The 12,780-nt window shown below is 58.1% G+C and carries 9 protein-coding genes; 2 read left to right on the forward strand and 7 right to left on the reverse strand.

Annotated elements, in window-relative coordinates; genetic code table 11:
* From EDE05_RS01120 to EDE05_RS27380, 6 genes are all read right to left on the reverse strand, one after another.
* Positions 1-1,269, reverse strand: a complete 1,269-nt coding sequence (locus tag EDE05_RS01120; RefSeq protein WP_112797247.1) for a MotB family protein — start codon at positions 1,267-1,269, stop codon at positions 1-3.
* Complete coding sequence (locus EDE05_RS01125) at positions 1,266-1,907, reverse strand: hypothetical protein (RefSeq protein ID WP_112797249.1); 642 nt, start codon at positions 1,905-1,907, stop codon at positions 1,266-1,268. The genes EDE05_RS01120 and EDE05_RS01125 overlap by 4 nt, the downstream gene beginning before the upstream one ends.
* 258 nt (positions 1,908-2,165) lie before the next feature.
* Positions 2,166-3,449: a flagellin gene (locus tag EDE05_RS01130; protein WP_105370664.1), complete on the reverse strand. Its 1,284-nt coding sequence runs from the start codon at positions 3,447-3,449 to the stop codon at positions 2,166-2,168.
* Positions 3,450-3,778: 329 nt separating this feature from the next.
* Positions 3,779-5,047: a flagellin gene (locus EDE05_RS01135; protein ID WP_105370663.1), complete on the reverse strand. Its 1,269-nt coding sequence runs from the start codon at positions 5,045-5,047 to the stop codon at positions 3,779-3,781.
* Positions 5,048-5,300: 253 nt separating this feature from the next.
* Positions 5,301-6,572: a flagellin gene (locus EDE05_RS01140; RefSeq protein WP_105370662.1), complete on the reverse strand. Its 1,272-nt coding sequence runs from the start codon at positions 6,570-6,572 to the stop codon at positions 5,301-5,303.
* A gap of 256 nt (positions 6,573-6,828) precedes the next feature.
* A complete protein-coding gene (locus tag EDE05_RS27380; RefSeq protein ID WP_134099537.1) occupies positions 6,829-8,100 on the reverse strand; it encodes a flagellin in 1,272 nt (423 codons plus the stop codon).
* A 330-nt stretch (positions 8,101-8,430) separates the two neighbouring features.
* Here EDE05_RS27380 and EDE05_RS01150 point away from each other — a divergent pair, with 330 nt between their 5' ends.
* Positions 8,431-10,368: a glycosyl transferase gene (locus EDE05_RS01150; RefSeq protein WP_162712257.1), complete on the forward strand. Its 1,938-nt coding sequence runs from the start codon at positions 8,431-8,433 to the stop codon at positions 10,366-10,368.
* A 34-nt stretch (positions 10,369-10,402) separates the two neighbouring features.
* Here EDE05_RS01150 and fliP read toward each other — a convergent pair whose 3' ends face one another.
* On the reverse strand, positions 10,403-11,140 hold the full coding sequence (gene fliP, locus EDE05_RS01155; protein WP_105370659.1) for a flagellar type III secretion system pore protein FliP: 738 nt from the start codon (positions 11,138-11,140) through the stop codon (positions 10,403-10,405).
* A gap of 363 nt (positions 11,141-11,503) precedes the next feature.
* Between fliP and EDE05_RS01160 the strand changes: the two genes are divergently transcribed.
* Positions 11,504-12,745, forward strand: coding sequence for a glycosyltransferase family 2 protein (locus tag EDE05_RS01160; RefSeq protein WP_134099540.1), 1,242 nt, complete (start codon positions 11,504-11,506; stop codon positions 12,743-12,745).
* Positions 12,746-12,780: the final 35 nt, after the last annotated feature.

Raw genomic sequence — 12,780 nt, forward strand, 5'->3', positions numbered from 1 at the left:
TTATCCCTCGTCCGCCTGGAGCAGGATTTCAATGCGGCGGTTCGCGGCGGCAAGGGGATCATCGGCCACCTGAAGCCGCCTGTCGGCAAAACCCGAGACCTGCTTGACGCGGTCTTCAGTCAGCCCGCCGTGCACCAGCATGTAATAAGCGCTATGGGCGCGGGCCATCGAAAGGCGCCAGTTGTCGTTCTGGCCACCTTTGAACTGGCGGCCGTCGGTATGGCCGCGAACGATGACGCTGCCTTTGCGATCCTTGAGGATCTGCCCGAGCTTTTCCATCGCCAGAACCATTTCCCGACGAGGCACGGCAGAGCCGACGTTGAACATCGGATCATCGGCCTGATCAGAAATGGTGACGAGCAGGCCACCCTCTGCCGGGGTCACGACCAGCCCCTCGGCAAGCTTACCTGCGACGCCGGAAATCTGTTTTTGGATTTCCTCGCGAAGCTTCTCGGCGGCCTGTTCTTCCGCCTTGGAGCTCTTGAGGGGTTCTCCGGGCTCGGCTTTCTCGGATTTATCGGCCTGGGTCTTGTCGAGTTGCGTCGGATCTGGCCGTGGCGTGGGTAGTGCAACAGCCATTTCTGTCGGCGGCACGCCCGCATCCTGTTGAGTTGCAGTTTGAACAGCTTCCGCGGTCGGACCTTCGACCGGGCTTCCCTTCACAGACTTGTCGGAACTGTCAGCACGCGCAACCTCGATTTGCCGCGTCCAGAAATCCGGATCGAACGGGTCGCGATAGGCTTCACCGCCGTCGGCTCCGGTCGCAGGGCCGGACTCGCTTGCGCCACCCTCACCTTTCGCGCTGACATTGGCCTGCTGGCCTACTTCCTGGGCGATCTCGGCGAGAACCGAATAGGGATTTTCAAAGAAGTCTGCTTCGGAATAGTTTGGTTCGTCGCCGGAAGTCGACGTCATATCTTCGCCGGTCGCGGCCGCCGACCCCTGCACGTCCGCATCCGCCTTGACCCGCGAACGCTCGCCGCTCTCCTGTCCCTCTGCCGCATCGACGGGCTTCTCGAGCCCTTTCTCGGCCGGCGTCTCGTCCGAGAGCTTTATGGGGTTGAAATAGCTCGCCATCGAGGCCTTCGTTTCCTCGTTGGCGGCATTGACCAGCCACATCACGAGGAAAAATGCCATCATCGCGGTCATGAAGTCGGCATAGGCGATCTTCCAGGCACCGCCATGATGGCCGTCGTCGTGCCCGCCGCCATGTCTCTTGACGATGACGACTTCGTTCTTGCCGTGATGGTGGTTCTCGGCTTCGCTCATGCCAGTACTTTCTTCAGACTTGCGGACCACGCCGACATGCGGGTCACAAGCGCCGACTCACCGATATCAACCGAGATATCCAGATCGGGCGCTTCAACATGGCGCAGAAGAGGCGCGGATGCGCCCAGTGCGGCCTTGAGCTTTTCGAACAGATGCAGCGGTCCACGAACGTTGACCGTTCCGACATCACCTTCGAGCACGGCATCTCTGATGAGGTCGGCCATATCCGAAACCGCTTTGGCGACCAACGCTTCGTCGAGAAGCGGCGCCAGAATTCCCGCCGTCTGGTCGCTGACCGCCTGGGCTGTAGCCGCGGCGATTTCCTGAAGTCCGGCAGCGATCGAGGCCGCGGCTTCAGCCTCATATCTTTCGCGAAGTGCCGCAATCTCTTCGGCATGCGCTGCGATAAGCGCCTGACGCTCCTCCTCGAAACGCTGCTGCAATTCCTCAGACGCCGCCTCGTGACCCCTTGAATAGGCTTCCGCGCGTTCGGCCTCGATATCTACGGGGGCTTCAACCACAGCGGGAAGCGCCAGATCTTCGTCGAGGCTGCCAGCAAAACCATCCGCCATCAACGGCAAGGGAAGGGACTGCGGTTCACTGAAGTCCTTCAGGTAGCGTGCGAGAGAAGCGCTCATCGGGACACTCCCCCCACTGCCACGCTCCTTCGCGCGCCGCTCGTCATGAGCGGGCGGAAGAAGCCAAATGTCGCCGCTGCAATCATCGTATCATCCCGATAAAGTTGCTGTTCATTCATCCGCAGCAGGATCTCGCAAAATCCTCCGGATCGTAGCGAAACCGTAGGCAATCAAACTTGCGCGAGGATGAAGATGGCGCATCGCGTCAACCTCAAACGACCGGCTCGGCGAGACATCAAACGGATCGATCGCGACGTATTACTGCCGGAACAGCTGGAGAATGTTTTCGGCGTTGGTATTGGCGATCTGGAGCGACTGTATGCCGAGTTGCTGCTGGGTCTGGAGCGCCTTGAGGCGGGTCGATTCCTCGTTCATGTCCGCATCCACCAGACGGCCGACACCCTTGTCGATCACGTCCGTCAGGGAGGCGACGAAACCTTCCTGCAGGTCGATACGCTTCTGGATCGAACCGAGACTGGACGCCGCGCTGGTCATCGCCAGGAGCTGCTTGTCCAGGAACCGTTCCAGCATGTCGAGCACAGCTTCATTATCGGGAGCAGAACCCGGCACCATCGTGTTCATCTGTGACGCAACATCGGCCAACTTGTCCAGATTTACGGATACGACCGAAATATCGAGCTTACGATTGTCGAGGTTATTGGCGGGTAAAACAACGAAGTAGTAACTCGTACCCCCATTCTGGTGAACAGGAGTTGTGACTGCCGGTGCCGTGGCAGGGTCTGTCGTCGTGACCCGGGCCCACTGGCCCTCGGCAACTTTCATGTAGGAGTTGCCACCCACCGTATAGATGCGCGCGTCGGCAACGTTGGTGTCGGCACCCAATGCGGTCAACTGGCTTTCGGTGAAGAATGGAACGGCGTAGTCTGCTTCGGTCGAGACACCGGCATTCGTGGTGACGACGGTGACGGCCGTCTCGGTTTCGGCCACAAAGCGGACGGAGGAATCAAGAATACCAATCTTTCCGCCGTTCAGATCGAATAGAACGGTGCTCGAATCCAACGTATAATCGACGGTCTTGACGGCGACTTCACCCGATGCGGTTCGGGTAAACGACGCAACCACCTGTTTTACGACTGGCTTTTCCTGGGCGTTGGTGCCGCCATCGCTGACATAGTCCTGGAGCCAGTTCTCGCCGGAGAAGGTGGCGGAATCGGCAATACTCTTCAACTGCTCCTGAAGCTGGGTGATTTCTTCCTGGATCTTGTTGCGGTTGGCGCCGACGCCATAGGCAGCGACGATCTTGGATTTGATTTCCATGACCGTATCGATGGCGCTTTCCATTGCGGCGTAGGCGGTATCCACCTTTGCCGCACCGAGTCCAAGCGCGTCTTGAATCGTCGACAGTGCGTGGTTGTCGGAACGCATCGTCGTGGCAATAGACCAATAGGCGGCATTGTCTGCAGCCGTCTGAACCCGCATGCCGGAAGACACCCTTGCCTGGGTGATTTCCATGTTGCGGTCGATTCCGCGCAGGGTCTGCAGTGCCGCCATCGCGGCAGTATTGGTCAGGATACTCGTCATTGGCCGTGCCTCGGTCAGATATTCTGAGGGATCCGGAGTAGTTCACCGGAAACGACGAGAGGCATCATGCTTACCGCCTCTCCACATCAGTGATGGGGGCGGCCTGTCGTTCTTAACAAATCGTTAACGCGACAGTTATCAAAGGCAATCCTGAATTGGCAAGCTGTTAAAGCGCCGTCGAGGCCTTCGCCCGACGGTCGTGCAGGTTTCGCGCAAGCCACACGGCGAAATGGGAAAAACCGCGCCTCCTTCGAGACGCGGTTTTCTTTCCTGAATATTGCTGCTGCCGTGTCAGAGCGGGACGAACCGCTCCTAGCCAAGAGCGCCGCTTACTGACGGAAGAGCGACAGAATATTCTCGGAATTGGTGTTGGCGATCGAGAGCGACTGGATCGCAAGCTGCTGCTGGGTCTGCAGGGCCTTGAGCCTGGTCGATTCCTCGTTCATGTCCGCATCCACGAGACGGCCGATGCCGCTATCGATGGAGTCGGTGAGCTTGGAGACGAAGTCCTCCTGCATTTCGATGCGCATCGAGATCGAGCCGAGCTTTGCCGTCGTGCTGGTGAGCGCTTCAAGCTGGGCGTCGACGAAGGAAATCAGGGCATCCATGATGAAGGCGTCATCGACGTCCGTGCCCATGCCGAGGTAGGTCGCAGACGCGCTGTTGCGATAGTCGTCGAGCGTGGTGATGTCCAGTTCGGAGACCGAAACCCCCTTGGTGTAGGTGATCGACGCATTGGTGGCGACGAGGGCGTTCGTGTCGATGTCGTAGCCGCCGGCCGTGCCGTTGTAGACAGCGTCGACGAAGCCGCCGCCAATCTTGATCAGGTAGTCTGCATTGGTGCCGCTCAGCAGGTTTCCGCTGGTATCGGCCTTCGCCCAGACATTGCCGCCGATTTCCACCCACTTGGCAGTGGTGTCGCTCATCGCATTTGTGTTGATCCTGGCGTAGCGATCGTTGCCGAGAGTATCCTGAACATCGCGGAAACCCTTGAGCATGTTGGCGTCGAGTAGGCCTGCGTCACCGCCGGAAAGGTCGAAGAGAACCGTGGTTTCGTCGAGCTTGATCGGGATAGGCTGCACGGCAACATTACCGTTGGCGTCGCGAGTGAACGAACCGATCACCTGCTTGAGAACCGGATCGCTCGCATAGATCTCGCCGGTCGTGGCATTGGTGCGGCCACCGATATCCGCCTGCAGCCAGTTCTCACCGGAGAAGGAAGCGGAAGAAGCAATGCTCCGGAGCTGGTCCTGCAGCTGAGAAATTTCCGACTGGATCTTCGACTTGTCGACACCGGCTTCGGAGGCGGCAACGAGCTTGCTCTTGATCTCGGTGACGACGTCGACGACGGTTTCCATGGCGGCGTAAGCGGTGTCGACCTTGGCAGCGCCGAGACCGAGAGCGTCCTGGACGGCAGAAAGTGCACCGTTGTCCGAACGCATGGTGGTCGCAATCGACCAGTAGGCGGCGTTGTCGGAAGCGGTTCCGACGCGCAGGCCGGTGGAAACGCGCTTCTGCGTATCTTCCATGTCGACGCCGAGCGAGCGGAGGGTCTGGAGTGCAGCCATAGCTGCGGTATTCGTAAGAATGCTGGTCATCTTGTGCCCCTTGATTGGCTAGAAGAAAGGGACATTCCGGATTTCACCGGTGAACGAAGGCTCGGCCTGATGCCTGTTAACCTCTTTTTCGTCTTGGTTAACCCTTCGTTTCGATGAGCCCAGTTAAGGGGCAAATGGTTAACAAAGGTTAAACCGTCTTTACCGAAGTTAATAAAAAATGGAGAACATATAAAAAAAACCGCGCCCCGGAGGGCGCGGCCTTTCAAGCGATAAGCTTCTGTTGCTTTTCCGATTAACGGAAGAGCGACAGGATGTTCTGCGAGTCCGAGTTGGCAATCGAAAGCGACTGGATCGCCAGCTGCTGCTGGGTCTGCAGGGCCTTGAGCTTGGTGGACTCTTCGTTCATTTCGGCGTCGACGAGGCGGCCGACACCGCTGTCGATCGAGTCGGAGAGCTTGGAGACGAAGTCTTCCTGCATGCCGATACGCATGGAGATGGAGCCGAGCTTTGCAGCAGCGCTCGTCATCTTCTCGAGCTGACCGTCCGTGAAGGAGATCAGGTAGTCCATGAGCTGCTCGTCGGAGACGTTGGTGCCGTCGCCCATGCCGAGGTTCTTGGTGTCACCGGCCTTGCGGTAGTCGTCAAGCTTGGTGATGTCGAGTTCGGAAACCGATAGACCCGAGGTGAGCGTGATCGAAGCGTTGGTGGCGATCAGGGCGTTGGTGTTGACCTGATATTCGTTGGCCGTTGCGCTGAAGACTGCATCGACGAAGCCGCCGCCGACCTTCATCAGGTAGGTGCCGTTCGAACCGTCGCTGTAGACGCCGAGCGTATTGCCCTTCTGCCATACGTCGCCGCCGATGTCTCTCCAGACAGCAGAGGTGTCGTTCAAGGCCGCAGTGTTGACCTTGGCGTAACGATCGGCACCGAGGGAGTCCTGAACCTGACGCATGCCCTTCAGAGCGTTGGCGTCGAGGATGCCGGCGTCACCACCGGAAAGGTCGAACAGAATGTTCGTTTCGTTGAGCACAACATTGACGGTCTTGACCGAAACGTTGCCTTCGGCATCGCGGGTGAAGGAACCGACGATCTGCTTGTTGATGTCGTCGGAAGCGTAGACAATGCCGGTAACAGCGTTGGTCTTGCCGCTGATGTCGGCCTGCAGCCAGTTTTCACCGGAGAAGGAAGCCGAAGAGGTGATGCTCTTCAGCTGCTGCTGCAGCTGCGTGATTTCTTCCTGGACCTTGGACTTGTCGACGCCCGGTTCGGAAGCGGCAACGAGCTTGTTCTTGATTTCCTGGACGACGTCGATCGCCGATTCCATGGCGGCATAAGCGGTGTCGACCTTAGCGGCGCCGAGGCCGAGAGCGTCCTGGACGGCAGAGAGAGCGCCGTTGTCCGAACGCATGGTGGTTGCGATCGACCAGTAAGCAGCGTTGTCGGAAGCAGAACCGACGCGCAGACCGGAGGAAACGTGAGCCTGCGTCTTCTCCATGTCGGAGCTGAGCGAGCGCAGGGTCTGGAGTGCAGACATGGCTGCAATGTTGGTGAGAATGCTAGTCATTTATGAGTGCCCCTTGAGTGGCTGATTACGAAAAGGGACATTCCGGAAACACCGGGGAACGGAGGGCAGCATCATGCTTGCTAACCAGTTAATTTGTTTGGTTAACTCACCGTTTCGATGGCTCTAGGTAACCTCAATATAGTTAATGAAGATTGAAGCCGATTTAGAAAAATAAAAAAGCCGCGTCCGAATTCGGACGCGGCCCTTTTCCGGGTCCATGGCGCGGTCAGCCTCCGCGCCATTTCGCCTGTTTCGATTAACGGAAGAGCGACAGGATGTTCTGCGAGTCCGAGTTGGCAATCGAAAGCGACTGGATCGCCAGCTGCTGCTGGGTCTGCAGGGCCTTGAGCTTGGTGGACTCTTCGTTCATGTCGGCGTCGACCAGGCGACCTACACCGCTATCGAGCGAGTCGGAGAGCTTGGAGACGAAGTCTCCCTGCATCTCGATGCGCTTGGAGACTGCACCGAGCTTTGCAGCGGCGCTCGTCATCTTTTCGAGCTGGTTGTCGACGAACGAGGTCAGAGCAGCGATCAAGTCATCGTCGGAGACGTTGGTGCCGTCGCCCATGCCGAGGTTCTTGGAATCACCAGCCTTGCGGTAGTCGTCAAGCTTGGTGATATCGAGTTCGGCGACCGAGAGGCCCGAGGTGAGCGTGATCGAAGCGTTGGTGGCGATCAAGGCGTTGGTGTTGACCTGATATTCGTTGGCCGTTGCGCTGAAGACCGCATCGACGAAGCCGCCGCCGACCTTCATCAGGTAGGTGCCGTTCGAACCGTCGGTGTAAGCGCCGAGCGTATTGCCCTTCTGCCATACGTCGCCGCCGATATCTCTCCAGACAGCAGAGGTGTCGTTCATGGCCGCGGTGTTGACCTTGGCGTAACGATCGGCACCGAGAGAGTCGGTAACCGTGCGCATGCCCTTCAGGAAGTTTGCGTCGAGGATGCCGGCATCGCCACCCGAAAGGTCGAACAGAACGTTCGATTCGTTGAGCGTGACGTTGACGGTCTTGACCGAAACGTTGCCTTCAGCGTCGCGGGTAAAGGAGCCGACGATCTGCTTGGCGATGTCGTCAGAAGCGTAGACGACGCCGGTTACAGCGTTGGTCTTGCCGCTGATGTCGGCCTGCAGCCAGTTTTCACCGGAGAAGGAAGCCGAAGAGGTGATGCTCTTCAGCTGCTGCTGCAGCTGGGTGATTTCTTCCTGGATCTTCGACTTGTCGGCGCTGGATTCGCCGGCGGTTACGAGCTTGTTCTTGATTTCCTGAACAACCTCGATCGCAGCTTCCATACCGGAATATGCGGTGTCGACCTTGGCGGCGCCGAGGCCGAGAGCGTCCTGGACGGACGAAAGAGCGGCATTGTCCGAACGCATGGTGGTTGCGATCGACCAGTAGGCTGCGTTGTCCGAAGCCGAACCGACGCGCTGGCCGGTGGAGATACGGCTCTGCGTGGATTCCATGTCGGAGCTGATGGACCGCAGCGTCTGGAGAGCGGCCATTGCGTTAACGTTGGTAAGAATGCTTGCCATGATTCAAGTTGTCCCTTTGAACGAAATACTGTGGGGGGACATACCGGGCTAAAAAATATACCGGTCACTTCGGTCCGGCATCATGCCAACTCGGTTCCTTCAGCGAAGAGATACCAAACCCGTCGTGTGAGGAGAAATCTGGCAGCCAATCCTTGCCAAGTTCTTTAATTCGGGTTCCAGCGTCAGGCCCTCTGTTCCCATGGTTAACGGGCGGTTATCGCCCTTCCCCTCCGTCAACAGGACGGCTTCAAGCAAGCTTCGCCGGTCATCATGAGCAAGGAGGCCGCTCCGCCCTTGCGGCTGTGCGGCTATGATTTGGAGTGCGAAGACTTGAAAAGCCTGAAGACACAACGGGAATATGTGGCCGCCCAAAAGAGCTTCGACAAGGCCGAATATTATCACGTGCTGGGCATCCTGAACCGATTGCTGGACGTCGACAAGGATCCGAGGCACTACGCATTGCTGGGCGCGACGCTGGTCAAGCTGCGCATGAAGACGGAGGCCGCACAGGCGTTCCAGCTCGCAGGCGAACAGGAATCCCGTCATCGGCTGAAATATCTTCGCGAGGCGATGCGGCTTCACTTCGCCAATAACGACGACATCAGCCTCTTGCGCATCGGCGCTAAGATCCTCAACGAGGCCCTTGCCGACCCGGACATGGCGATGTTGATGTCCGGCGCACTGATGCGCCAGGAGATGGACGGCATCGAGGCGTTCCAGAAAACGCTCGCCGAAAGCGACAATGCCGAGCACCGCCGCTTCTCGATCCGTTCGATCCGTCTTGCGACCAGGACGGAAGCCGAACACAAGCTCATCGTCGATACCTTCGAGCGCGAGCCGGAAGACAAAATCCTGCGCAACTACTACCTCACGATCATGCGCGATGTGAACAACTACGAGGTCATCGACAAATACGACCCGATCCTCGAAGAGGAAATCGCGGCAGGCCGGATCGAGCCCTTCCTCGACGAAATCTCGCTTTACAATATCCGCTGGTGCACCAATGAAAAGGTCAACGCAATCGCAGGCGCTGCGCGGGTCAGGAAGCCTGCGGGCATCACCGCCAGACGCCATGCGATGCCGCATAACTGGGGCGACAAGATCCGCGTCGGCTACCTTTCGGCCGACCTATGGACCGACCATGCGGTGATGAAGGCCTTCCGCGGCGTTCTCGAAGCACATGACCGCAGCAAGTTCGACATCACGCTCTTCTGCAATGCCAGCGAGAAGACCCTTAAGGACAGCAATGCCGCCGTGCGCGAAAACTGGGGGCGCATCGTTTCCATCCGCAACATGACGGACGACGAAGCGGTGGAGGCCGTCAAGGCCGCGAACATTGACATCCTGGTCGATCTCCAGGGCCATACCGCCGAAACCCGCGTCCCGATCATGAACCAGCTGACAGCGCCCGTTCATGTGACCTGGCTTGGATATCCCGGCACCGTGGTCAACGTCGACATCGACTACCTGATTGCCGACCGCACCGTCGTGCCTGAGACATCTTTCCCGAATTACTATGAAAAGATCTGCTGGATGCCGGAGACGTTCTTCCCGAATGATGCGATCCACCGGTCGCTGCCCAGGAAGATCGATCGCAGCATGTGCCGGATGCCGCAGAACGCCTTCATCTTCTCGTGCTTCCATACCCACTGGAAGATCAGCCGGACAACGCTCGATCTCTGGATCCGCATTCTCAAGGCGACCCCCGGCAGCTACCTCTTCCTGATCTGCAAGGAAACCTTCGGATCGCGCAAGAACCTGCTCAAGGGCTTCACTGACGCCGGCATCGCCAGCGAGCGCATCCTTTTCGGTGACCGTGTGCTGGATTATTCCGCATATCTCGACCGCATCGCGCTTACAGATCTCGGATTGGATACCTATCCCTACAACGGACATACCACCACGTCCGAAAAACTCTGGTGCGGTCTGCCGATGCTGACCTTCAAGGGCGTGAACTTCGCCTCGCGCGTTAGCGAGAGCCTGCTCAACGCCGTCGGCCTTCCGGAAATGGTCTGCGACACGACCGACGACTACGTGAACCGCGCCGTGCACTATTTCAAGAACCGGGAAGAGCTTCAAGAAATCCGCACACGGCTTGAGGAGAACCGCTTCATCAAACCGCTCTTCGATGCGGAGCGCTTCTGCCGTCATCTGGAAACGGGCTATGAAATGATGGTCGACCGGGCAAAGGCCAAGCTGAAGCCGGACCATTTTGCGGTTCCGGCCCTACCTCCGCGTGAGGCGCCTTTCAGCACACGCACCGCGTAAACAAAATGGCGGGGCCGTCCCCGCCATTTCTCTATCACCCGAAGGACCGGATAAGGCTTCCCACGAGCAGGTTCCAGCCGTCGATCAAGACGAAAAAGAGAATCTTGAAAGGGAGTGAGATCGATGTCGGCGGCAACATCATCATGCCCATCGCCATGGTGATGGCAGCAACGATCATGTCGATCACCAGGAAGGGCAGGATGATCAAAAAACCGATTTCGAAGCCGCGTCGGATTTCCGACAGCATGAAAGCGGGGATCAGGACGCGATAGTCGATCGCCTCAGGAGTGCCGACCGACTGGCCCCGCTCGCGAGCGATCTCGACAAAAAGCTCCAGGTCCTTGTCTCTGGTATTGGCGGACATGAAAACCCGAAAAGGCTCGGCAATTCGCTGCACCGCCTCCGCTTCCGTTACCTGGTTCTGAAGAAGCGGCTGGACACCTTCGTTCCAGGCGCGATCAAATGTGGGCGACATGACATAGAAGGTCATGAACAGCGCCATCGAGATCAGCACCATGTTGGAGGGTGCCGTAGCAAGCCCCATACCTGATCGGAGAATCGAAAACGCGATCACGAAGCGCGGAAAGCTTGTGACCATGATCAGGATGCCGGGCGCGACCGACAGGACCGTCAAAAGCCCGAAGGTACGGATGATCCAAGCAGCAGCGGAACCATCCACCGGCAGATTGAGAAGATCCGCAGGTGATTGTTGGGCGAGCGCAAGCCCGGGTGTCGCGATCAGCGCGACGAGCAGATAGATCAGCCGAATCATGCGATCATGAGGGTCCTTTACACTCCCTTCGATAGTCACCCTCGCCAACCGCGGTCAACAGATTACCGGCCCGTACCTGCGGTCGTGAACAGGAAGATGGCCGTATTTGGCCGATCGACCCCGGTTCGTCTCTGTTTCGAGATCCCGTGAGGCTTCAGTTTTGCACAAGTCTCGACCGTTAGCGTCTGCTCAGAAATCTCATGATGGCGGGAGCCTGAACACGAATCAGTTGTGGAAATACTGCCGCTGTAAATCGCGACGCAGCGAGAACTTGCCGCAGTCCTGCATCATATCAACATCGCCAAGCCGCTTCCGGTCAGCGACAGACCAGGCGGCTTGAAACCCCCGATCGAGGAAATCTAAGTGAATTCCATCAAGCTCAGCATCTGCATCCCAACCTACAATCGCGCTGCTCATCTGCGCGCATGCCTGGGGCGCATCAAGGAATTTCAGTTCGACTTTCCCTATGAGATCATCATTTCGGACAATGCATCCACCGACAACACCGGCGAGGTGGTGCAGGAGCTCTCGGCCGAATTGCCGATCCGCTATTATCTGCGGGCGGAAAACAACGGCCCGTTCGTCAACGTGAACGGGACGTATAGACGCGCCCACGGCGAATATTCCGTGTACGTGGCAGATGACGACCGCCTGATCTTCGAAGGTCTCCTCAACGCGCTGAAGTTCATGGACGAGAATCCCACCGTCAACGTGTGCCACGCCCCGTGGTGGACCTATGACGGTATCCTCGAAAAGGACATGGATATCTTCTATCAGCTCGAGGAAGATACCATTTTCCGCCAGCGCAGTTTCGGTGAGGTATTCAACTTCATCTACAACAAGCACATATTCCCGGAAATCGCCGTATTCCGCACCAGCGCGCTCAGGACGACCTGGGTGCCACGCGACATCTGCTTCTATGCCTTCCCGCTTCTGGCGCATTTCCTGGATCAGGGCGACATCGCATTCCTGAAGCAGCCATTCTACCGGCAGGTGATTCGTTCCGAGATCGGCCGCGACCGCCCCCAGGGCGGCCACGAAATCGCAATGTCCGGCTGGGACCAGTATCGCGGCGGCCTGGAGTATTTCCTCTACTTCGGCATCAAGCGCGGGCAGATCTCCCGGGACGACAACGACAAGTTCACCCAGGAATATATGTGCCGGATGTTCACGCTGATCCGCATGACCGTGGCGCTCCGGCTGCTGGTCGCGTCGCGGCAATTCGTCAAGGCCTATGAAATCTACACCCGCATCGTCTTCGGTGGACTGGACAAGCATCCCGAAGTGGTTGCGGCGCGCGACGGGCTCATGCTCGCGGCCGCCCTCGAAACGCTTGCCTGGCAGGTCAACGCTGCCGGCGGCATCGAAAACCTGATATTGCACGGCTTCCTCGACACGATCATCCTCAAGGAAAGAATCCGCAAGGTGAACTTCCCAGCGCGGATAGAGATCATCGATGATCCCGTGGAACCGACCAAGGATTTCATCAGCAAGACGGCCGTCCTGGTGTTTTTGCCCGAACAGCGCGACCGTTATCTGGAGCAGGGATACGAGCCCAACCTTGTATTTGCCCAGGAAGACTTGATACAGACCATCCTCTTGTAAGATAGCCGGCCCGAAAAAGGCTGACAGGATATCGC

The sequence above is a fragment of the Neorhizobium sp. R1-B genome (genome assembly GCF_004368875.1).
Classification (GTDB): domain Bacteria; phylum Pseudomonadota; class Alphaproteobacteria; order Rhizobiales; family Rhizobiaceae; genus Neorhizobium; species Neorhizobium huautlense.